Raw genomic sequence first — 19,849 nt, forward strand, 5'->3', positions numbered from 1 at the left:
CCTTTAGACTCCGTTATAAATATTATGACTATAAGATAGTCATCACATTTATAAGGGTGCGCAATGGCCGTTACTGTACTGAAAAAAGGATCGCTGGCACTGGCAGGTTTACTGCTGGTGGCGCAGGCGCAGGCAACCGAGTTGCTGAACAGTTCTTATGATGTTTCGCGCGAGCTGTTTGCCGCCCTTAATCCCGCATTTGAGCAGCAGTGGGCGAAAGAGAACAACGGCGACAAGCTGACCATCAAGCAGTCGCACGCTGGCTCATCTAAGCAGGCGCTGGCCATTTTGCAGGGGCTGAAAGCGGACGTGGTGACCTACAACCAGGTCACGGACGTGCAGATCCTGCACGACAAAGGCAAACTGATCCCGGCGAACTGGCAAAGCCGCCTGCCGAACAACAGTTCGCCATTTTACTCCACCATGGGCTTCCTGGTGCGCAAGGGCAACCCGAAGAACATCCACGACTGGAACGACCTGGTGCGTTCAGACGTAAAGCTGATCTTCCCGAATCCGAAAACCTCCGGCAACGCACGTTACACCTATCTGGCGGCGTGGGGCGCGGCGGACAAAGCTGACGGTAACGATAAAGCGAAAACCGAACAGTTTATGACCCAGTTCCTGAAAAACGTCGAGGTGTTTGATACCGGCGGTCGTGGCGCAACCACCACCTTCGCCGAGCGCGGGCTGGGCGACGTACTGATCAGCTTTGAATCCGAAGTGAACAATATTCGTAAACAGTACGAAGCGCAGGGCTTCGAAGTGGTTATCCCGAAAACGAACATTCTGGCCGAGTTCCCGGTGGCGTGGGTGGATAAAAACGTTAAGGCTAACGGCACAGAAAAGGCGGCGAAAGCCTACCTGAACTATCTGTACAGCCCGCAGGCGCAGACCGTTATCACCGACTACTACTACCGTGTCAACAACCCGGACGTGATGAGCAAGCTGAAAGACAAATTCCCGCAGACCGAGCTGTTCCGCGTGGAAGATCATTTCGGCGCCTGGCCTGAGGTCATGAAAACGCATTTTGTCAGCGGCGGTGAGTTGGACAAACTGCTGGCAGCGGGGCGTAAGTAATGTTTGCAGTGTCCTCCAGACGTGTGCTGCCGGGCTTTACCTTAAGCCTCGGGACCAGCCTGCTGTTCGTCTGTCTGATTTTGTTATTACCGCTCAGCGCGCTGGTGATGCAGCTCGCTGAGATGAGCTGGTCCCAGTACTGGGAAGTGATTACTAACCCGCAGGTGGTGGCGGCCTACAAGGTCACCCTGCTGTCTGCGTTCGTGGCCTCGATTTTTAACGGCGTGTTTGGCCTGCTGATGGCGTGGATCTTAACTCGCTATCGCTTCCCGGGCCGCACCCTGCTCGACGCGCTGATGGATCTGCCGTTTGCCCTGCCGACGGCGGTTGCCGGTTTGACGCTGGCGTCGCTGTTTTCCGTGAACGGCTTTTACGGTGAGTGGCTGGCTAAGTTTGATATCAAAGTGACCTATACCTGGCTCGGTATCGCGGTGGCCATGGCCTTTACCAGCATCCCGTTTGTGGTACGTACCGTGCAGCCGGTGCTGGAAGAGTTAGGACCCGAATACGAAGAGGCCGCAGAAACGCTCGGCGCCACGCGCTGGCAGAGTTTTCGCAAGGTCGTGCTGCCGGAACTCTCTCCGGCGTTGCTGGCGGGTATCGCGCTCTCCTTTACCCGCAGCCTCGGTGAATTTGGCGCGGTCATTTTTATCGCCGGGAACATCGCGTGGAAAACCGAAGTGACCTCGCTGATGATTTTTGTCCGTTTGCAGGAGTTTGATTATCCGGCCGCGAGTGCGATTGCCTCGGTGATCCTTGCCGCGTCGCTGCTACTGCTGTTCTCGATTAACACTCTGCAAAGTCGCTTTGGTCGACGTGTGGTAGGTCACTGATGGCGGAAGTTACGCAATTGAAGCGCTATGACGCGCCCCGCATCAACTGGGGCAAATGGTTTCTGATTGGTACCGGCGTGCTGGTCTCCGCATTCATTCTCGTCGTGCCGATGGTGTACATCTTCGTTCAGGCCTTCAGCAAAGGGATTATGCCCGCGCTGCAAAACCTGGCCGATCCGGACATGCTCCACGCCATCTGGCTGACGGTCATGATTGCCCTGATCACCGTCCCGGTGAATCTGGTGTTTGGCGTATTGCTGGCCTGGCTGGTAACGCGCTTTAACTTCCCGGGGCGTCAGCTGCTGCTGACCCTGCTGGATATCCCGTTTGCGGTGTCACCGGTGGTGGCGGGTCTGGTTTATCTGCTCTTCTACGGTTCCAATGGCCCGCTGGGCGGCTGGCTGGATGAACACGACCTGCAGATCATGTTCGCCTGGCCGGGGATGGTGCTGGTGACCGTCTTTGTCACCTGTCCGTTCGTGGTACGCGAGCTGGTGCCGGTGATGCTCAGCCAGGGCAGCCATGAAGATGAAGCCGCGGTGCTGCTCGGCGCTTCCGGCTGGCAGATGTTCCGCCGCGTCACGCTGCCGAATATCCGCTGGGCACTGCTTTACGGCGTGGTGCTGACCAACGCCCGTGCGATCGGTGAGTTTGGCGCGGTGTCGGTGGTATCCGGCTCGATTCGCGGCGAAACCCTGTCGCTGCCGTTACAGATTGAATTACTGGAACAGGACTACAACACCGTCGGTTCCTTTACTGCCGCAGCGTTGCTGACGCTGATGGCGATTTTGACCCTGTTTTTGAAGAGTGTGGTGCAGTGGCGTTTAGAGAATCAGGAAAAACGTCAGCATCAGGAGGGAAATCATGAGCATTGAGATTGCCAATATTAAGAAGTCTTTTGGTCGCACCCAGGTGCTGAATGATATCTCGCTGGATATCCCTTCCGGACAAATGGTGGCGCTGCTGGGGCCGTCTGGCTCCGGTAAAACCACGCTGCTGCGTATTATCGCCGGGCTTGAGCACCAGACCAGCGGACATATCCGCTTCCACGGTACGGACGTAAGCCGTTTGCATGCCCGCGACCGTAAAGTGGGTTTTGTATTCCAGCATTACGCGCTGTTCCGCCACATGACGGTATTCGACAACATTGCGTTTGGCCTGACCGTGCTGCCGCGTCGTGAGCGTCCGGATGCCGCCGCTATCAAAGCGAAAGTGACCAAACTGCTGGAGATGGTGCAGCTTGCGCATCTGGCGGACCGCTTTCCGGCTCAACTTTCCGGCGGGCAGAAGCAGCGCGTGGCGCTGGCGCGTGCGTTAGCCGTTGAACCGCAAATCCTGCTGCTGGACGAACCGTTTGGCGCGCTGGATGCGCAGGTGCGAAAAGAGCTGCGCCGCTGGCTGCGTCAGCTTCATGAGGAACTCCAGTTCACCAGCGTTTTCGTGACCCACGATCAGGAAGAGGCGATGGAAGTAGCCGACCGCGTGGTGGTGATGAGTCAGGGCAACATTGAGCAGGTTGACGAGCCAGAGCAACTCTGGCGTGAACCGGCGACCCGCTTTGTGCTGGAGTTTATGGGGGAAGTAAACCGCCTTCAGGGTACTATTCGCGGCGGTCAGTTCCACGTTGGCGCGCACCGCTGGCCGCTGGGGTATACCTCCGCGCACCAGGGACCGGTGGATCTGTTCCTGCGCCCGTGGGAAGTGGACGTCAGCCGCCGTACCAGCCTGGACTCACCGCTTCCGGTGCAGGTGCTGGAAGCTAGCCCTAAAGGTCACTACACCCAATTAGTGGTACAGCCCCTGGGCTGGTACACCGAGCCGCTAACCGTAGTTATGCGTGACGACGAGCCGCCGCACCGTGGGGAACGCCTGTTTGTGGGGCTGCAACACGCGCGCATTTATCACGGCAACGAGCGCATCGAGACGCGCGAGGATATTGCTCTGGCGGAGTCAGCCTGATAGGTTATTGAGTATGTTTTTCGCCCGGTGGCGTGATGCTTACCGGGCTTTTTATTGAGTAAAAAACGTGAATACACTCGAACACACCATCGGCAACACCCCTCTGGTCAAACTTCAGCGCATGGGGTGTGACAACGGCAGCGAAATCTGGGTCAAACTTGAAGGCAATAACCCGGCGGGGTCGGTGAAAGACCGGGCGGCGCTGTCGATGATTGTTCAGGCCGAAAAGCGCGGCGAAATAAAGCCCGGCGACGTGCTGATCGAAGCCACCAGCGGTAACACCGGTATCGCACTGGCGATGATAGCCGCCCTGAAAGGCTATCGTATGAAGCTGCTGATGCCGGATAACATGAGCCAGGAGCGCCGTGCCGCCATGCGTGCCTACGGGGCCGAGCTGATTCTGGTGAGCAAAGAGCAGGGTATGGAAGGGGCGCGAGATTTAGCGTTAGCGATGGCGGAGCGCGGGGAAGGCAAGCTGCTCGACCAGTTTAATAACCCGGACAACCCGTACGCGCACTACACCACCACCGGCCCGGAAATCTGGCAGCAAACCGGCGGGCGCATCACCCACTTTGTCTCCAGCATGGGGACCACGGGCACGATCACCGGTGTGTCACGTTTTCTGCGCGAGCAGGAGCAGCCGGTGACGATTGTCGGCCTCCAGCCGGAAGAGGGAAGCAGTATTCCGGGCATTCGCCGCTGGCCCGCGGAGTATATGCCGGGCATCTTTAATGCGCAGCTTGTGGACCAGGTGCTGGATATTCATCAGCGCGAGGCGGAAAATACCATGCGTGAGCTGGCCGTGCGTGAAGGCATCTTCTGCGGCGTCAGTTCGGGTGGCGCGGTAGCGGGGGCGATTCGGGTGGCTAAGGCAAACCCGGGTGCAGTAGTGGTAGCGATTATTTGCGATCGCGGCGATCGCTACCTGTCGACCGGCGTCTTTGGTGAAGAGAGTTATTCGCAGGGGGCGGGGATTTAAGCGTCATGGAGATGATTTTATTCCGGGATAACACCCGGGCGCAGCAAACCGATATTGTCGCCGTTCAGTCGCAGGTGGTGTACGGCAGTGTGGGAAACAGCATCGCGGTGCCAAATATTCGCACCCATCGACTGAACGTTACCGCCGTGCCGACGGTGCTGTTCAGCAATACGCCTCACTACGACACCTTCTACGGCGGGGTGATCCCGGACGAGTGGTTCAGCGGCTACCTGAAGGCGCTGGAAGAGCGCGAGATCCTGCGCGAGCTAAAAGCAGTCACTACCGGCTATATGGGCAGCGCCAGCCAGATCGTGCTGCTGGCGCAGTGGCTGAAGGCGATCAAAGTGCAACATCCCGATCTGCTGGTGCTGGTCGACCCGGTAATCGGAGACATCGACAGCGGGATGTACGTGAAGCCGGATATTCCTGAAGCCTACCGTGAGCACCTGCTCCCGCTGGCCCAGGGCATTACGCCCAACGTGTTTGAGCTGGAAGTGCTGAGCGGCAAACCGTGCCGTACGCCGGAGAGCGCCATTGCCGCCGCGCAGGGGCTGCTGTCTGACACGCTTAAATGGGTGGCGATCACCAGCGCGCCAGTGGCTGACGATCCGCAAAATATCCACGTCGTGCTGGTGAGCGAGGAGGGCGTTACCGTAAGCGCACACCCGCGCGTTGAGACGGACCTGAAAGGGACGGGGGATCTGTTCTGTTCGGAGCTGGTGAGCGGTATCGTCGGCGGTAAAACCGTGGCCGACGCCATTCGCATGGCGGGCGACAGGGTGACTGACGTGATGATCTATACGCAGTCGAAAGGCTACGACGAGCTTATTCTGCCTGCATAAACAAAAATGGCGCCCGAAGGCGCCATTTTACCGTGCGGCAAGAATTACTTCTTGATGCGGATAACCGGGGTTTCACCCACGGTAACGCTGCCAGACAGTTTGATCAGCTCTTTGATTTCGTCCATGTTGGAGATAACAACCGGAGTCAGGGTAGACTTCGCTTTTTCTTCCAGCAGTGGCAGATCGAATTCAATTACAGGGTCGCCAACTTTAACACGCTGGCCTTCTTCCGCGATACGTTTGAAGCCTTCGCCTTTCAGTTCAACGGTGTCGATACCGAAGTGAACGAACAGTTCGATACCGCTATCGGATTCGATAGAGAACGCATGGTTGGTTTCAAAAATCTTACCAATGGTACCGTCAACTGGAGCAACCATTTTGTTGCCAGTTGGTTTGATAGCAATGCCATCACCAACGATTTTCTCAGCAAACACTACATCCGGCACGTCTTCGATATTGACGATCTCGCCGGAGAGCGGAGCAACAATCTCAATAGTTCCGGAGTCGCTATTGCTTTTGTCACCGAACAGTTTACTAAATAAACCCATTAGACTTATCTCCTAAGCAGTAATTTGGGCCGCATCTCGTGGATTAGCAGATTGTTTTTTCTTCAATGAACTTGTTAACCAGCGTCATTAACTCGTCCGTTGTCGGTTGAGCAAGAGCCTGCTCTGCTAATACCTTCGCATCTTCGAAGTTCGTGTTACGGATAATCTTCTTGATGCGCGGGATGGAAATGGCGCTCATAGAGAATTCGTCCAGACCCATACCCAGCAACAGAAGTGTAGCACGTTCGTCGCCTGCAAGCTCACCACACATGCCAGTCCATTTACCTTCTGCATGAGAAGCATCAATAACTTGCTTGATCAAATTCAGTACAGACGGCGACATTGGCTGGTAGAGATGTGAAATCATATCATTACCACGGTCAACTGCCAGGGTGTACTGCGTTAAATCATTGGTACCGATACTAAAGAAATCAACTTCTTTGGCTAAATGACGTGCAATGGTCGCGGCTGCCGGTGTTTCCACCATCACGCCGATCTCGATTGACTCGTCAAATGCTTTACCTTCGTCACGCAGTTCCTGCTTGTAGATTTCAATCTCTTTCTTCAGTGCACGCACTTCTTCAACAGAGATGATCATCGGGAACATGATGCGCAGCTTACCGAAAGCGGATGCACGCAGGATAGCGCGAACCTGGTCACGCAGGATCTCTTTGCGATCCATGGCGATACGTACGGCACGCCAGCCCAGGAACGGGTTCTCTTCTTTCGGGAAGTTCATGTACGGCAGCTCTTTGTCGCCACCGATATCCATGGTGCGGACGATAACGGCCTGCGAGCCGCACGCTTCCGCAACCGCTTTGTACGCTGCAAACTGCTCTTCTTCCGTTGGCAGGGCGTCGCGGTCCATGAACAGGAATTCAGTACGATACAGACCTACACCTTCCGCACCGTTGCGCTCAGCGCCGTCAACGTCACGTACGGTACCGATGTTAGCGCACACTTCAACCTGATGGCCGTCCAGCGTGATGGCTGGCAGATCTTTCAGTTTAGCGAGTTCCGCTTTCTCGGTAGCAACCTGCTCCTGAACGGAACGCAGCTGCTCGATCACATCGTTAGTTGGGTTGACGTAAACCACGTTGTTTACGGCATCCAGAATCAGATAGTCGTCGTTTTTCACCTGCGAGGTGACGCTACCGGTACCCACGATGGCTGGCAGCTCCAGAGAACGCGCCATGATAGAGGTGTGGGAGGTACGTCCACCTGCATCAGTAATGAAACCCAGCACCTTGTTCAGGTTCAGCTGTGCGGTTTCAGACGGGGTCAGGTCAGCGGCAACCAGGATGACTTCGTCCTGAATCGCGCTCAGATCGATGATGGCCAGACCCAGGATGTTGCGCAGCAGGCGCTTACCGATGTCACGTACGTCAGCCGCACGCTCTTTCAGGTATTCATCGTCCAGTTCTTCCAGGGCAGTTGCCTGACCTTCGATAACTTCATGCGCAGCCGCGTCGGCCGTCATGCCTTTATCTTTAATCAGGGCTATGATTTCCTGCTCCAGCTCCTCATCTTCGAGCAGCATAATGTGCCCTTCGAAGATGGCTTCTTTTTCTTCACCGAAAGTTTCGCCAGCTTTAGTTTTAATCGCTTCCAGTTGCGCAGATGCCTTGGCACGACCGCTCAGAAAACGTTCAACTTCCTGATCAACCTTGTCGGCAGAAATTTTTTTCCGGTCAATGACGATTTCGTCTTCTTTCAGCAGCAATGCTTTGCCGAAAGCGATACCCGGGGATGCTAAAATGCCTGAAATCATAACCCTACCTTACTTGTGACTGATATTGAAAAGAACCCGGTAAACTTACTCGAGTTCAGCCATCAGCTTAACCAGATGCTCAACTGCTTTCTGCTCGTCTTCACCTTCAGCGGAGATGGTAACAACGGTACCCTGAGTCAGACCCAGAGTTTGCAGCTTGAACAGGCTTTTTGCGCTAGCGCTTTTGCCGTTGGAAGTCACAGTGATTTCAGAAGTGAAGCCTTTCGCTTCTTTAACAAACTGAGCAGCAGGGCGGGTGTGCAGACCGTTCGGAGCGGTAATGGTAACTTCTTGCTGGAACATTGTATTTCCCCAACTTATAGGTTTAGTGTTGTGGAACTAAAGTCTAGCCTGGCGACTTAACTTTAGCCTGTATAGTTAGCGCTGACGTTTCAATCGTCATTAAACATTATGCAGTGAAAGCAAGACTTGAACCAAATCATAAAATCGATTCAGCAGCGCTATTTCGTTCACCGATTAATTTCGCGCATCAAAATAATTGCTGGTTTAAATACCAGACCCAACGGGGTGAAGCAATGCCAGGAGGGGTAAAACTTTGAAGCAGGCCACAAAAAAGCACCTGAAAAGGTGCTTTTTTACGCGTTTTTAACATACTGGCATCACTGTTGCAGTTCTTTCTCTGTGAACAGATCGGCAAACAGTGCTGTGCTTAAGTAACGCTCACCCGAAGACGGTAGGATAACCACAATATTCTTGTTGGTAAAGGTTTCGTCTTCCAGCAGTTTGAGAGCAGCAGCAACCGCCGCACCGGAAGAGATACCCGCCAGAATGCCTTCCTCGTCCATCAGGCGACGCGCCGTGGAGATGGCTTCTTCATTGGTGATTGCGACCACTTTATCGATCAGCTTCAGATCGAGGTTGCCTGGAATAAAGCCAGCGCCGATACCCTGGATTTTGTGCGGACCTGGTTTGATCTCTTCGCCTGCCAGCGCCTGAGCGATAACCGGCGAGTCGGTTGGCTCAACGGCAACGGTAATCAGATCTTTTTTACCTTTCGTGCCTTTAATATAGCGAGACACCCCGGTCAGCGTACCGCCGGTGCCTACGCCGGAGATAAACACATCAACCTGACCGTCGGTATCTTCCCAGATTTCCGGGCCGGTGGTTTTCTCATGAATTTCCGGGTTGGCCGGGTTGCTGAACTGCTGGAGCAGCAGATACTTTGCAGGATCGCTGGCGACGATTTCTTCGGCCTTCTGAATCGCGCCCTTCATGCCTTTCGCGCCTTCCGTGAGGACCAGATTCGCACCCAACGCTTTCAGCAGCTTACGGCGCTCAATACTCATGGTTTCAGGCATAGTCAGCGTCAGCTTATAGCCGCGCGCCGCCGCAACATAGGCCAGGGCGATACCGGTATTGCCGCTGGTGGGTTCAACCAGCTCAACGCCAGGTTTCAGCACGCCACGCTTTTCAGCATCCCAAATCATATTCGCACCGATACGGCATTTAACGCTGAAGCTTGGGTTACGAGATTCGACCTTCGCCAGAATGCGTCCATTACCGATACGGTTCAGTCGAACCAGGGGCGTATGACCGATAGTCAGCGAGTTGTCTTCATAAATCTTACTCATGGCCTGTCCTTAACTGTATGAAATTGGGATACCGACCCAGCATACCTGTTGAGCAAGTATGGGGAAGTAAGGAAATCGCATATCTATATGCTGCAAGGAAATAATGGGGATCAGTATGGAATAAGGGGCGGCATAAGCCACCCCTCTTTTACACATTTTTGCATTACTTCCATAACGCGTGCTTAGCACGGTAGCAGTCCACCCACATCGCCGTCGCGCCGCAAACGGCAACGGGCATGATGAACAGATTCAGGAAAGGGATCATGGTGAACAGGCTGGCAAGGGCACCAAACTGCATATTGGCAACCTTCTGAGTGCGCAGGGCAGTGCGCATCTCTTTAAACGGCACTTTGTGGTTATCGAACGGATAATCACAGTACTGGATAGCAAGCATCCAGGCGCTGAACAGAAACCACAGCACGGGTGCGACCGTCTGGCCGATCCCGGGTACAAAATAAAGGATGAGCAGCACAATCGCCCGCGGCAGGTACCACGCAAACTTCTGCCATTCGCGCTTCATGATGCGGGGGACATCTTTCACGATCCCCAGTACGCCCGTGTCAGGCGGCGCCGCACCGGTCAGGCGCGCTTCCAGCTGTTCGGCCAGCAGACCGTTGAACGGCGCGGCTATCCAGTTAGCTATCGTCGAAAAGAAATAGCCGAAAACCAGCAGCACGGAGATAACCGCAATCGGCCAGAGCAGGTAGTCCAACCACTGTAACCAGTCCGGCACATAGCTCATCAGGGAAGGGATCCAGCTTTCCAGTCTGGTGAACAGCCACCAGAACGCGCCCCCCATCAGAATAATGTTGATCAGTAACGGCAAAACAACGAAGCGTCGAATGCCCGGCAGGGAGACCAGTTTCCAGCCCTGAGAAAAGTACCAGACCCCGCTACGTGGGGCAGAAGAAGATGTTGAAACCATACCAGGCTGTACTCCTTTTTACACAACCAGTGGAATTGCCCGCCTATATTATCCAGTTACGGGCCAATGACCAGTTCGGAAATGTTCGAAAAACCAGCAAAAAGCACGATTTAGTTCATCTTTATGCTGTGAATGCTCTGCATACACTTGCACTTGACGTAAACGGCAAATACTCTTAGTGAGTAAATGTTTGCCGTGGTGGCAAGGTGTTAGAACAACAGAGAATATAATGATGCAGGATTTGCGTCTGATATTAATCATTGTTGGCGCGATCGCCATAATCGCTTTACTGGTACATGGTTTCTGGACCAGCCGTAAAGAGCGTTCCTCTATGTTTCGCGATCGTCCACTGAAGCGCATGAAGTCCAGTCGCGAAGACGATGACGTTGAAGACGACATCGACGGTCTTGACGACGACGGTGTGGGTGAAGTTCGTGTTCATCGGGTCAATACTGCGCCCGGCGCAGCGCATGGAGAGCATGAAGCTCCCCGCGCTCCGCAGCACCAGTATCAACCACCGTATGCCTCTGCCCAGCCGCGCCAGCCAGCGCCGCCGCCAGTGGAAGAACCTGTTCGTCATCCGTCGCAGCAGCCTGTGCAACAGCAGCCCGTTGCGCCACAGCCTGTACAGCAGCAACCTGTGCAACAGCCTGCACAGCCAGTGCATCAGCCACAGCCAGTGCAACAGCCGCAGCCGGTAGAACAACCGCAGCCTGAATCTGCACCGCCTGCGCCACAGCCCGCTCCGCGCGTTGAGCCAGAGCCTGTTGTTGAGCCAGAACCGGTTGTTGAAAAGCCGCAGCGTAAAGAAGCGGTAATCATCATGAATGTGGCTGCTCATCATGGCACCCATCTGAACGGTGACGTGCTGCTTAACAGCATCCAACAGGCAGGCTTCAAGTTCGGCGACATGAATATTTTCCATCGCCACCTGAGTCCTGACGGCAGCGGTCCGGCGCTGTTCAGCCTGGCCAATATGGTCAATCCAGGCACGTTTGACCCGGAAATGACCGGTGATTTCGTCACGCCTGGGGTTACGATCTTTATGCAGGTGCCGTCCTACGGTGACGAGCTGCAAAACTTTAAGCTGATGCTACAGTCCGCTCAGCACATCGCCGACGAAGTGGGCGGTGTGGTGCTCGACGATCAGCGTCGTATGATGACGCCGCAGAAACTGCGCGAATATCAGGACCGCATCCGCGAAGTTAAGGAAGCTAACGCGTAATCGTCGCGTTTACTTCAACTCCTCCTCAACCCCCGCCTGTCGGGGGTTTTTCTCATTGATGGTGCGATATGGACTCAATCGAACAACAACTTACTGAACTGCGAACCACGCTTCGCCATCATGAATATCTCTATCATGTTATGGACGCACCGGAAGTGCCGGATGCGGAATATGACCGCCTGATGCGTGAACTGCGCGAGCTGGAAGCGCAGCACCCCGAACTGATTACGCCCGATTCCCCAACGCAGCGCGTCGGCGCGGAACCGCTGGGTGCTTTCAGCCAGGTGCGCCACGAAGTGCCGATGCTGTCGCTGGATAACGTGTTTGATGAAGAGAGTTTTCTGGCTTTCAACAAGCGCGTGCAGGATCGCCTGAAGAGCGTCGACAATCTTAGCTGGTGCTGCGAGCTAAAACTGGATGGTCTGGCCGTCAGCATTCTTTATGAGAACGGCGTGATGGTACGTGCCGCAACGCGCGGCGACGGCACCACCGGGGAAGACATCACCACCAATGTGCGCACCATTCGTGCGATCCCGCTGAAGCTGCGTGGCGATAACATTCCTGCGCGGCTGGAAGTGCGCGGGGAAGTTTTCCTTCCGCAGGCGGGGTTTGAGAAGATCAATGAAGAAGCGCGTCGGACCGGGGGTAAAGTGTTTGCAAACCCGCGTAACGCGGCGGCAGGTTCGCTGCGCCAGCTCGATCCGCGTATCACCGCGAAGCGACCGCTTACTTTCTTCTGCTACGGCGTCGGGATCCTGGAAGGCGGTGACCTGCCGGATACCCACCTGGGTCGTTTAATGCAGTTCAAAGAGTGGGGTTTGCCGGTAAGCAACCGCGTGCAGCTTTGCGACTCTCCAGAGGCGGTGCTGGCGTTCTATCACAAGGTTGAAGAAGATCGTCCCACGCTTGGGTTTGATATTGATGGCGTAGTGATCAAGGTTAACTCCCTGGCATTGCAGGAACAGTTGGGTTTTGTTGCCCGGGCGCCACGCTGGGCAGTGGCCTTTAAGTTCCCGGCGCAGGAGCAGATGACCTTCGTTCGCGACGTGGAATTTCAGGTAGGACGTACGGGTGCGATTACGCCTGTGGCGCGTCTGGAGCCTGTGCAGGTGGCTGGCGTGCTGGTCAGTAACGCTACGCTGCATAACGCCGATGAAATTGCCCGTCTGGGGCTGCGAATTGGTGACAAAGTGGTGATTCGCCGCGCGGGCGATGTGATCCCGCAGGTGGTTAACGTAGTGGAATCAGAACGTCCTGCCGATACCCGTGCCATCGAGTTTCCTGCCCATTGTCCGGTATGTGGTTCGGACGTTGAGCGCGTGGAAGGTGAAGCGGTAACGCGCTGTACGGGCGGGTTAATCTGCGGCGCGCAGCGTAAAGAGTCCCTGAAGCACTTTGTCTCCCGCCGGGCGATGGACGTCGACGGAATGGGTGACAAGATCATCGACCAGCTAGTTGAGAAAGAGTATGTCCATACGCCAGCGGACCTCTTTACCCTGACGGCAGGTAAGCTGACCGGTCTTGATCGTATGGGGCCGAAATCTGCCCAGAACGTGGTCAATGCGCTCGAGGCGGCCAAAAATACTACCTTTGCCCGTTTCCTTTACGCGCTCGGCATTCGTGAAGTCGGAGAGGCGACGGCGGCAGGGCTGGCGGCGTATTTCGGCACGCTGGAGGCTCTTGAGAAAGCCACCATCGACGAACTACAGAAAGTCCCTGACGTTGGTATAGTGGTCGCTACCCACGTCTTCAACTTCTTCGCCGAAGAGAGCAACCGTGAAGTGATCGGTAAATTACTGGAACAGGGCATTCACTGGCCCGCACCGGTAGTGGTTAATGCAGAAGAGATCGACAGCCCGTTTGCCGGTAAAACGGTGGTGCTGACCGGCAGTCTGAGCCAGCTCTCGCGTGATGACGCGAAAGCGCGCCTGGTGGCGCTTGGGGCAAAAGTGGCGGGAAGCGTGTCAAAGAAAACCGACCTGGTGATCGCCGGGGAAGCGGCCGGTTCGAAGCTGGCAAAAGCGCAGGAGCTCGGCATCGAGGTGATCGATGAAGCGGAAATGATGCGCCTTTTAGGAGAGTGATGTGGAAAAAGAGCAGCTCGTTGAGATCGCCAATACGGAGATGCCGTTCGGTAAATATAAGGGCCGCAGGCTGATTGATTTACCGGAAGAATATCTGCTGTGGTTTGCCCGTAAGGATGAGTTTCCTGCCGGGCGTCTTGGCGAGCTGATGGCTATCACATTACTGATCAAAACAGAGGGGCTGACCCAGCTGGTGCAGCCCCTGAAACGTCCTTAAACTTTCGCGGCGCGGGTCTCTTCCTGCGCCAGCTTTTCAATCTGTGCCTTGTAACGCCGCGCCAGTACCGCACACACCATCAGCTGGATCTGATGGAAAATCATCAGCGGTAGTACCATCATCCCAATGACCGACGTCGGGAACAGAATATTGGCCATCGGGATCCCGTTGGCCAGGCTCTTTTTCGATCCACAGAATACGATGGTGATTTCATCGGCCTTATTGAAGCCGCATTTGCGGGCCACAAAGACGTTAACCGCGATCACAATGGTCAGCAGAACAATGCTTACCACCACAATAAACAGCAGCGATCCTGCGCCCACCCTGTGCCAGATGCCGTTCACCACGGCTTCGCTGAAGGCCGTGTAAACCACCAGCAGAATGGAGCTTTGGTCCGTTTTCCCGATCCATTTTTTGTGTTTCGCCACAAACGCCCCAATCCAGGGGCGGGATAAGTGTCCGAGCACAAACGGCAGTAGCAGTTGCAGACAAATTTTACCCACCTGCTCCAGATTACCTTCTGCACCATGCATGTTCATCAGCAGACCGACCAGCAGCGGTGAAACAAAGATCCCGAGCAGGCTGGAAGCCGAAGCAGAACAGACCGCCGCCGCGACGTTGCCGCCCGCCAGCGAGGTAAAGGCAATAGCAGACTGCACGGTGGCCGGCAAAATGCACAGATAAAGGAAACCGGTATAGAGTGCCGGATCGACATTCACCGGCGCCCACCAGGCAAACAGCACGCCCAGAACAGGGAAGAGGATAAAGGTGCTGCACATTACCCAGAGGTGCAGTCGCCAGTGGCTACCGCCTGCAATAATGGCTTCCCGGGAGAGTTTGGCGCCATGCATAAAGAACAACAGGGCAATGGCTGCCGTGGTCAGCCCTTCAATGACCGGAACGAAACCGCCCCGCGCCGGGAAGAACGAGGCCAGCAAGACGACACCAATCAGGGTCAGCGTAAACGGATCAAGGATACGAAAAAGTTTCATAATCACTCCTGAAAACAGATGCCGCTATTGTGCTTTCTTCCCTTTGAGAAATAAAATTGATTTATTGCATCCATTCATGAATTAAACAGATGAATTATTCACTACGTCAGCTTCGTGTTTTCGTCACCGTCGCGCAGGCCCACAGCTTCAGTCGGGCAGGGGAGATGATTGGCCTCAGCCAGTCGGCGGTGAGCCATAGCGTGAAAGAGCTGGAAACTCAAACCGGCGTGAAACTGCTCGACCGCACGACGCGCGAAGTGGTGCTCACCGAAGCGGGACATCAGCTGGCAACGCGTCTGGAAAGGCTGCTGGATGAACTGAACAGTACGCTGAGGGACGTCGGACGGCTTGGACAACAGCTTTCCGGTACCGTGAGAGTGGCGGCGAGCCAGACGATTTCGGCGCATCTTATTCCCCAGTGCATCGCTGAAAGTAATCACCGCTATCCGGATATCGATTTTGTTTTGCACGACAGGCCGCAGCAGTGGGTACTGGAGAGTATTCGTCAGGGGGATGTGGATTTCGGGATTGTTATCGATCCCGGAGCGGTAAGCGACCTGGAATGTGAAGTGGTACTCTCGGAACCCTTTTTATTGCTCTGCCGCGATGATGATCCTCTGGCATCGCTGTCGCAGGTGGCCTGGCAAGCCTTACAGGGGGCAAACCTGGTGTTACAGGATTATGCATCAGGTAGCCGCCCGCTTATAGATGCCGCACTGGCCGCACAAGGCGTAAAGGCAACCATTGTGCAGGAGATTGGGCATCCTGCCACGCTCTTCCCCATGGTCGAAGCGGGGATTGGGATCAGCGTTCTGCCTGCGCTGGCGCTTCCACTGCCGCAGGGAAGTCGTTTAACGGTGAAGCGTTTCCTGCCCTGTATTGAACGCCAGCTGATGCTGGTACGCCGTAAAAACAGGTCTCTTTCCGGCGCGGCTCATGCCTGCTGGGATGTGGTGCGTATGCAGGCCAGGCGTCTGATGGAGGCCCGCACGCGCGATCCACTTTTTAACGAAACCAATGATCAGATATAGATATCAATCTGATGTTCTGCGGAGGGTTTATTGACGCCTTCCGCCACGGCCTGACCGCTTTCCTGTTTTGGCATCGCCTCTTCTGCCTGCTGACGCTGCAATTGCGCCAGCTGTGCCTGCAACATAGCCAGCTGAGATTCGAGCAATTCTTGCTGCTTTTGCTTTTCTTCCGCTGTGGCATCACCCATGGCGACTTCTTTAAGTTGCTGAGTGACTTTCGTTATCTGTTTGGTCAGACGGGTGATCTGGGAAGCAATGTCGTTTCCGCCGGAGCTGTTATCTACGCTGCCGATTTCCATCGCCGACAGAGAAACGGACTTAAGAGTTGTCATATTGAGATCCTTTTCGCCATAAAATAGAGGTATCGGCAAAGAAGGCGTGAGCTTGAGTAAAACAAGCGGTTTGGCTGTAATGGGGATGTGCTATATCGCAGATAGCAAAAAAGCGCCTTTAGGGCGCTTTTTTACATTGGTGGGTCGTGCAGGATTCGAACCTGCGACCAATTGATTAAAAGTCAACTGCTCTACCAACTGAGCTAACGACCCGAAATGGTGGGCGATGACGGGCTCGAACCGCCGACCCCCTCCGTGTAAAGGAGATGCTCTACCAACTGAGCTAATCGCCCATTTCGGAACTGCTACGATAAGGTGAGAATGGTGGGCGATGACGGGCTCGAACCGCCGACCCCCTCCGTGTAAAGGAGATGCTCTACCAACTGAGCTAATCGCCCAATCTCAATTCTTATCTACACTGCGAGTCTATCGAAGTAGATGGTGGGTGATGACGGGCTCGAACCGCCGACCCCCTCCGTGTAAAGGAGATGCTCTACCAACTGAGCTAATCACCCCCGCTGTGTGGAGTCGCATTATAGGGAGAGTTGAAAATGAGTCAACGCATTTTCTAAAGTTTTTATTCGTTCGTCGTAAAATTAGTCAAAACGATCGCAAAATGGACTGTGGTGCATGATTTCTAAACAAAAACAGCAATCTCGAACCGGATAAAGTGATCGACATTGAGGAATCGGCCCACAGTGATAGAATATTGCCCATTGTTTTCTTCCCAGGATTTGCCGATTACCGGCATCTTTATAACGTAAGGCCATTTCATGAAAATCAAAACTCGCTTCGCGCCGAGCCCGACAGGCTATCTGCATGTCGGTGGTGCACGTACCGCTCTCTACTCCTGGCTTTTCGCACGCCACAACAAAGGTGAGTTTGTGCTGCGTATTGAAGACACCGATCTGGAGCGCTCAACGCCGGAAGCAATTGAAGCCATTATGGATGGGATGAACTGGCTGAATCTGGAGTGGGACGAAGGCCCATACTTCCAGACCAAACGTTTTGACCGCTATAACGCCGTAATTGACGAGATGCTGGTCGCAGGCACGGCCTATAAGTGCTACTGCTCAAGGGAGCGTCTGGATGCGCTGCGCGAAGAGCAAATGGCAAAAGGCGAAAAACCGCGTTATGACGGTCGTTGCCGTCATGACCACAGCGAGCATGCTGCTGATGAGCCTTGCGTAGTGCGTTTTGCTAACCCGCAGGATGGCTCTGTTATCTTTGATGACCAGATCCGTGGCCCGATCGAATTCAGCAACCAGGAGCTGGATGACCTCATCATTCGTCGTACTGACGGCTCGCCAACCTATAACTTCTGCGTGGTTGTGGACGACTGGGATATGGAAATCACTCACGTGATCCGTGGTGAAGACCATATCAATAACACCCCGCGTCAGATCAACATTCTGAAAGCGCTGAACGCGCCTGTACCGGTGTATGCGCACGTATCGATGATCAACGGTGACGACGGTAAAAAGCTGTCCAAACGTCATGGCGCGGTGAGCGTGATGCAGTACCGTGATGACGGCTATCTGCCGGAAGCGCTACTGAACTATCTGGTGCGTCTGGGCTGGGCTCATGGTGACCAGGAGATCTTCAGCCGCGAAGAGATGATCGAGCTTTTCTCTCTGAACTCGGTAAGCAAATCAGCCAGCGCGTTCAACACTGACAAACTGCTGTGGCTGAACCATCACTACATCAATACCATGCAGCCAGAGTATGTGGCGACTTATCTGCAATGGCACATTGAGCAGGCAAACATCGATACCCGTACGGGCCCTGAACTGGCGGATCTGGTGAAGCTGCTTGGCGAGCGTTGCAAAACGCTGAAAGAGATCGCCGAGAGCTGCCGTTACTTCTATGAAGAGTTTGACGCGTTCGACGCCGACGCGGCCAAGAAACACCTGCGTCCGGTTGCGCGTCAGCCGCTGGAAGTGGTGCGAGATAAACTCGAAGCCATTACCGAATGGACTGCAGAAAATGTTCACCACGCGATTCAGGCAACCGCTGATGAGCTGGAAATTGGCATGGGTAAAGTCGGTATGCCGCTGCGCGTTGCGGTGACGGGGGCAGGCCAGTCTCCGGCGCTGGACGTGACCGTTCACGCCATTGGCAAATCACGTAGCGTTGCGCGTATCAACAAGGCGCTGGGCTTTATTGCTGAGCGCGAAAGCCAGCAGTAATGCTCGTAAATACAAATAACGGCAGGGTAACCTGCCGTTTTTTATGTCTGTTATTCAGCAATACCAAGACGCGTGAGAAAACCCTGCAAACCTTCGCGAGCGAGCAGCTTGTGCAAACGTTCCTGTTCGACAGTTGTCATGTTTTCCAGCGAGTCGATAATTTGTGGAAGCAGGCTGGATGAGGTCGCCACGCCATAGAGTGAAGGGCTTTCTGCCACATGGTAAACAGCCCGACTGTTACGAATGGCGGGAAGGCTAATGATGTGCTCCTTAACGTGCGCATCAATACATATCACCCTCGCTCTTCCGCCTTTTACACCGTTGATACCCTCCGTTTTCCATCCTTTCTGTCGTATCCAGCGATTAACGGTTTGTCGGGCGACGCCCAGACTGTCCGCCAGCTCTTCCGTGGTCATTTTGCTGCGTAATCTTTTCATATTAGCGTTGGTCGCGAATCCCTAAGCGTTGTAACAATCCGGTAATCCCTTCCCGCAGTAACAGAGATGTCATCTGCTTTTGCTCATCCGGCGTCATTTCATTCGCCAGCGTCAGGAGCAGGGCGTGAAGCGAGCCTTCGTGGTACGCCTTTTCTGGCATTTCCGGCGACTCTGTTACCCTGCGTGCGCTGCGAATAAAGTCGCGCACTTTTTCATTGACGTGTACCAGACGCGCCTTGCCGCCCTGAACGCCTGGTTTTGGCGATGTAATCCAACCCTCTTTGCGTACCCATTTATTGATGGTCTGTCGGCTATAGCCAGTCAGCAGGGCTAACTCTTCTGGCGTCATTCGTTCCTTGATCATACAATTTCCTGAATATCTGTGGGGTTAATTAGTGGTTCATTTTATAGCACCGTTTTACGTGAAAACGTGACAAGCTTAACTCCTGGCTGCGAGCAGACTCGCAAAGTGATTCATTTGCATGATTTTTCGGCGGTTGAAAGGCTGAGGTTGAATTTGCCGTTGACACTGTGCGGCGGAATTCATATTATGCCGCCCGTCAACATGACAGCTTTACGATGGGGCTATAGCTCAGCTGGGAGAGCGCCTGCATGGCATGCAGGAGGTCAGCGGTTCGATCCCGCTTAGCTCCACCAAACTCTGAACCCAACAGAGTACGGTAGGTAAAGAAACATGTGGGGCTATAGCTCAGCTGGGAGAGCGCTTGCATGGCATGCAAGAGGTCAGCGGTTCGATCCCGCTTAGCTCCACCAAAATTTAAACCCTCGTCGTCAGACGGGGGTTTTTTATATCTT

General features: G+C 54.5%; 20 protein-coding genes and 6 tRNA genes. 13 read left to right on the top strand and 13 right to left on the bottom strand.

Going from position 1 to position 19,849, the window contains the following annotated elements:
* Nucleotides 1–63: 63 nt before the first annotated feature.
* The 6 genes from ACOT1A_RS03275 to pdxK all read left to right on the top strand — a co-directional run bounded on the left by ACOT1A_RS03275 (nucleotide 64) and on the right by pdxK (nucleotide 5,690).
* Entirely contained in the window at nucleotides 64–1,077 is a 1,014-nt protein-coding gene (locus tag ACOT1A_RS03275) for a sulfate ABC transporter substrate-binding protein (RefSeq protein WP_022648952.1), read from the top strand.
* Nucleotides 1,077–1,910: a sulfate/thiosulfate ABC transporter permease CysT gene (gene cysT / locus ACOT1A_RS03280; protein ID WP_022648951.1), complete on the top strand. Its 834-nt coding sequence runs from the start codon at nucleotides 1,077–1,079 to the stop codon at nucleotides 1,908–1,910. Before ACOT1A_RS03275 ends, cysT begins: the two co-directional genes overlap by 1 nt.
* Nucleotides 1,910–2,785, top strand: coding sequence for a sulfate/thiosulfate ABC transporter permease CysW (cysW, locus tag ACOT1A_RS03285; RefSeq protein ID WP_003861305.1), 876 nt, complete (start codon nucleotides 1,910–1,912; stop codon nucleotides 2,783–2,785). Before cysT ends, cysW begins: the two co-directional genes overlap by 1 nt.
* On the top strand, nucleotides 2,775–3,869 hold the full coding sequence (gene cysA / locus ACOT1A_RS03290) for a sulfate/thiosulfate ABC transporter ATP-binding protein CysA (RefSeq protein ID WP_032659702.1): 1,095 nt from the start codon (nucleotides 2,775–2,777) through the stop codon (nucleotides 3,867–3,869). Before cysW ends, cysA begins: the two co-directional genes overlap by 11 nt.
* A 67-nt stretch (nucleotides 3,870–3,936) precedes the next feature.
* On the top strand, nucleotides 3,937–4,848 hold the full coding sequence (gene cysM / locus ACOT1A_RS03295) for a cysteine synthase CysM (RefSeq protein WP_022648948.1): 912 nt from the start codon (nucleotides 3,937–3,939) through the stop codon (nucleotides 4,846–4,848).
* 5 nt (nucleotides 4,849–4,853) lie between these two features.
* Nucleotides 4,854–5,690: a pyridoxine/pyridoxal/pyridoxamine kinase gene (gene pdxK, locus ACOT1A_RS03300; RefSeq protein ID WP_022648947.1), complete on the top strand. Its 837-nt coding sequence runs from the start codon at nucleotides 4,854–4,856 to the stop codon at nucleotides 5,688–5,690.
* A 44-nt stretch (nucleotides 5,691–5,734) separates the two neighbouring features.
* Here pdxK and crr read toward each other — a convergent pair whose 3' ends face one another.
* The 5 genes from crr to cysZ form a co-directional block, all read right to left on the bottom strand.
* The gene (crr, locus tag ACOT1A_RS03305) at nucleotides 5,735–6,238 is read right to left on the bottom strand and encodes a PTS glucose transporter subunit IIA (RefSeq protein WP_022648946.1); all 504 of its coding nucleotides are present in this window, start codon (nucleotides 6,236–6,238) and stop codon (nucleotides 5,735–5,737) included.
* A gap of 43 nt (nucleotides 6,239–6,281) precedes the next feature.
* On the bottom strand, nucleotides 6,282–8,009 hold the full coding sequence (gene ptsI, locus ACOT1A_RS03310; RefSeq protein WP_022648945.1) for a phosphoenolpyruvate-protein phosphotransferase PtsI: 1,728 nt from the start codon (nucleotides 8,007–8,009) through the stop codon (nucleotides 6,282–6,284).
* A 45-nt stretch (nucleotides 8,010–8,054) separates the two neighbouring features.
* Nucleotides 8,055–8,312, bottom strand: coding sequence for a phosphocarrier protein Hpr (gene ptsH / locus ACOT1A_RS03315; RefSeq protein WP_000487600.1), 258 nt, complete (start codon nucleotides 8,310–8,312; stop codon nucleotides 8,055–8,057).
* Between the two features lie 317 nt (nucleotides 8,313–8,629).
* Nucleotides 8,630–9,601 carry a cysteine synthase A gene (gene cysK, locus ACOT1A_RS03320; RefSeq protein WP_006811453.1) on the bottom strand — a complete coding sequence of 324 codons (972 nt, stop codon included), beginning with the start codon at nucleotides 9,599–9,601 and terminating at the stop codon, nucleotides 8,630–8,632.
* A 163-nt stretch (nucleotides 9,602–9,764) separates the two neighbouring features.
* On the bottom strand, nucleotides 9,765–10,526 hold the full coding sequence (cysZ, locus tag ACOT1A_RS03325; protein WP_199160385.1) for a sulfate transporter CysZ: 762 nt from the start codon (nucleotides 10,524–10,526) through the stop codon (nucleotides 9,765–9,767).
* Nucleotides 10,527–10,755: 229 nt separating this feature from the next.
* Between cysZ and zipA the strand changes: the two genes are divergently transcribed.
* The 3 genes from zipA to ACOT1A_RS03340 all read left to right on the top strand — a co-directional run bounded on the left by zipA (nucleotide 10,756) and on the right by ACOT1A_RS03340 (nucleotide 14,052).
* Nucleotides 10,756–11,751, top strand: a complete 996-nt coding sequence (gene zipA, locus ACOT1A_RS03330) for a cell division protein ZipA (protein ID WP_022648943.1) — start codon at nucleotides 10,756–10,758, stop codon at nucleotides 11,749–11,751.
* A 68-nt stretch (nucleotides 11,752–11,819) separates the two neighbouring features.
* Nucleotides 11,820–13,835: an NAD-dependent DNA ligase LigA gene (ligA, locus tag ACOT1A_RS03335; RefSeq protein WP_032623825.1), complete on the top strand. Its 2,016-nt coding sequence runs from the start codon at nucleotides 11,820–11,822 to the stop codon at nucleotides 13,833–13,835.
* 1 nt (nucleotide 13,836) lies between these two features.
* Nucleotides 13,837–14,052: a DUF3820 family protein gene (locus ACOT1A_RS03340; RefSeq protein WP_003861328.1), complete on the top strand. Its 216-nt coding sequence runs from the start codon at nucleotides 13,837–13,839 to the stop codon at nucleotides 14,050–14,052.
* Here ACOT1A_RS03340 and ACOT1A_RS03345 read toward each other — a convergent pair.
* On the bottom strand, nucleotides 14,049–15,044 hold the full coding sequence (locus ACOT1A_RS03345; protein ID WP_276169895.1) for a bile acid:sodium symporter family protein: 996 nt from the start codon (nucleotides 15,042–15,044) through the stop codon (nucleotides 14,049–14,051). The two genes, ACOT1A_RS03340 and ACOT1A_RS03345, sit on opposite strands and share 4 nt — an antisense overlap.
* 89 nt (nucleotides 15,045–15,133) lie before the next feature.
* Between ACOT1A_RS03345 and ACOT1A_RS03350 the strand changes: the two genes are divergently transcribed.
* The gene (locus ACOT1A_RS03350; RefSeq protein WP_032676151.1) at nucleotides 15,134–16,075 is read left to right on the top strand and encodes a LysR family transcriptional regulator; all 942 of its coding nucleotides are present in this window, start codon (nucleotides 15,134–15,136) and stop codon (nucleotides 16,073–16,075) included.
* Here the strand turns inward: ACOT1A_RS03350 and ACOT1A_RS03355 are convergent.
* The 5 genes from ACOT1A_RS03355 to ACOT1A_RS03375 all read right to left on the bottom strand — a co-directional run bounded on the left by ACOT1A_RS03355 (nucleotide 16,066) and on the right by ACOT1A_RS03375 (nucleotide 16,922).
* The gene (locus tag ACOT1A_RS03355) at nucleotides 16,066–16,407 is read right to left on the bottom strand and encodes a FlxA-like family protein (RefSeq protein WP_126492915.1); all 342 of its coding nucleotides are present in this window, start codon (nucleotides 16,405–16,407) and stop codon (nucleotides 16,066–16,068) included. The two genes, ACOT1A_RS03350 and ACOT1A_RS03355, sit on opposite strands and share 10 nt — an antisense overlap.
* Before the next feature lie 137 nt (nucleotides 16,408–16,544).
* Nucleotides 16,545–16,620, bottom strand: a tRNA-Lys gene (locus tag ACOT1A_RS03360).
* A gap of 4 nt (nucleotides 16,621–16,624) precedes the next feature.
* A tRNA-Val gene (locus ACOT1A_RS03365) sits at nucleotides 16,625–16,700 on the bottom strand.
* Between the two features lie 29 nt (nucleotides 16,701–16,729).
* A tRNA-Val gene (locus ACOT1A_RS03370) sits at nucleotides 16,730–16,805 on the bottom strand.
* A 41-nt stretch (nucleotides 16,806–16,846) separates the two neighbouring features.
* Nucleotides 16,847–16,922, bottom strand: a tRNA-Val gene (locus ACOT1A_RS03375).
* A gap of 258 nt (nucleotides 16,923–17,180) precedes the next feature.
* On the opposite strand from ACOT1A_RS03375, the gene gltX reads away from it, so the two are divergent.
* Nucleotides 17,181–18,596, top strand: coding sequence for a glutamate--tRNA ligase (gene gltX / locus ACOT1A_RS03380; protein ID WP_022648938.1), 1,416 nt, complete (start codon nucleotides 17,181–17,183; stop codon nucleotides 18,594–18,596).
* A 50-nt stretch (nucleotides 18,597–18,646) separates the two neighbouring features.
* Here gltX and ACOT1A_RS03385 read toward each other — a convergent pair whose 3' ends face one another.
* Together ACOT1A_RS03385 and ACOT1A_RS03390 are read right to left on the bottom strand one after the other, a co-directional pair.
* Nucleotides 18,647–19,033, bottom strand: coding sequence for a YfeC-like transcriptional regulator (locus ACOT1A_RS03385; RefSeq protein ID WP_032622330.1), 387 nt, complete (start codon nucleotides 19,031–19,033; stop codon nucleotides 18,647–18,649).
* Nucleotide 19,034: 1 nt separating this feature from the next.
* Complete coding sequence (locus ACOT1A_RS03390; RefSeq protein ID WP_022648936.1) at nucleotides 19,035–19,397, bottom strand: YfeC-like transcriptional regulator; 363 nt, start codon at nucleotides 19,395–19,397, stop codon at nucleotides 19,035–19,037.
* Between the two features lie 217 nt (nucleotides 19,398–19,614).
* Here ACOT1A_RS03390 and ACOT1A_RS03395 point away from each other — a divergent pair.
* A tRNA-Ala gene (locus ACOT1A_RS03395) sits at nucleotides 19,615–19,690 on the top strand.
* Between the two features lie 41 nt (nucleotides 19,691–19,731).
* Nucleotides 19,732–19,807 (top strand) — tRNA-Ala (locus ACOT1A_RS03400).
* Nucleotides 19,808–19,849 lie beyond the last annotated feature (42 nt).

It is taken from the genome of Enterobacter cloacae complex sp. SYL003 (assembly GCF_049236925.1).
In the GTDB taxonomy this organism is placed as follows: domain Bacteria; phylum Pseudomonadota; class Gammaproteobacteria; order Enterobacterales; family Enterobacteriaceae; genus Enterobacter; species Enterobacter intestinihominis.

What these genes read in the sequence shown, in the direction of transcription:
- ligA (WP_032623825.1), top strand. Translation starts at nt 11,820, where the DNA reads ATGGACTCAATCGAACAACAACTTACTGAACTGCGAACCACGCTTCGC.
- ACOT1A_RS03350 (WP_032676151.1), top strand. Translation starts at nt 15,134, where the DNA reads ATGAATTATTCACTACGTCAGCTTCGTGTTTTCGTCACCGTCGCGCAG.
- cysW (WP_003861305.1), top strand. Translation starts at nt 1,910, where the DNA reads ATGGCGGAAGTTACGCAATTGAAGCGCTATGACGCGCCCCGCATCAAC.
- cysK (WP_006811453.1), bottom strand. Translation starts at nt 9,601, where the DNA reads ATGAGTAAGATTTATGAAGACAACTCGCTGACTATCGGTCATACGCCC.
- ACOT1A_RS03390 (WP_022648936.1), bottom strand. Translation starts at nt 19,397, where the DNA reads ATGATCAAGGAACGAATGACGCCAGAAGAGTTAGCCCTGCTGACTGGC.
- ptsI (WP_022648945.1), bottom strand. Translation starts at nt 8,009, where the DNA reads ATGATTTCAGGCATTTTAGCATCCCCGGGTATCGCTTTCGGCAAAGCA.
- ACOT1A_RS03385 (WP_032622330.1), bottom strand. Translation starts at nt 19,033, where the DNA reads ATGAAAAGATTACGCAGCAAAATGACCACGGAAGAGCTGGCGGACAGT.
- zipA (WP_022648943.1), top strand. Translation starts at nt 10,756, where the DNA reads ATGATGCAGGATTTGCGTCTGATATTAATCATTGTTGGCGCGATCGCC.
- ptsH (WP_000487600.1), bottom strand. Translation starts at nt 8,312, where the DNA reads ATGTTCCAGCAAGAAGTTACCATTACCGCTCCGAACGGTCTGCACACC.
- crr (WP_022648946.1), bottom strand. Translation starts at nt 6,238, where the DNA reads ATGGGTTTATTTAGTAAACTGTTCGGTGACAAAAGCAATAGCGACTCC.
- cysA (WP_032659702.1), top strand. Translation starts at nt 2,775, where the DNA reads ATGAGCATTGAGATTGCCAATATTAAGAAGTCTTTTGGTCGCACCCAG.
- ACOT1A_RS03355 (WP_126492915.1), bottom strand. Translation starts at nt 16,407, where the DNA reads ATGACAACTCTTAAGTCCGTTTCTCTGTCGGCGATGGAAATCGGCAGC.
- cysZ (WP_199160385.1), bottom strand. Translation starts at nt 10,526, where the DNA reads ATGGTTTCAACATCTTCTTCTGCCCCACGTAGCGGGGTCTGGTACTTT.
- ACOT1A_RS03345 (WP_276169895.1), bottom strand. Translation starts at nt 15,044, where the DNA reads ATGAAACTTTTTCGTATCCTTGATCCGTTTACGCTGACCCTGATTGGT.
- cysT (WP_022648951.1), top strand. Translation starts at nt 1,077, where the DNA reads ATGTTTGCAGTGTCCTCCAGACGTGTGCTGCCGGGCTTTACCTTAAGC.
- pdxK (WP_022648947.1), top strand. Translation starts at nt 4,854, where the DNA reads ATGGAGATGATTTTATTCCGGGATAACACCCGGGCGCAGCAAACCGAT.
- ACOT1A_RS03275 (WP_022648952.1), top strand. Translation starts at nt 64, where the DNA reads ATGGCCGTTACTGTACTGAAAAAAGGATCGCTGGCACTGGCAGGTTTA.
- gltX (WP_022648938.1), top strand. Translation starts at nt 17,181, where the DNA reads ATGAAAATCAAAACTCGCTTCGCGCCGAGCCCGACAGGCTATCTGCAT.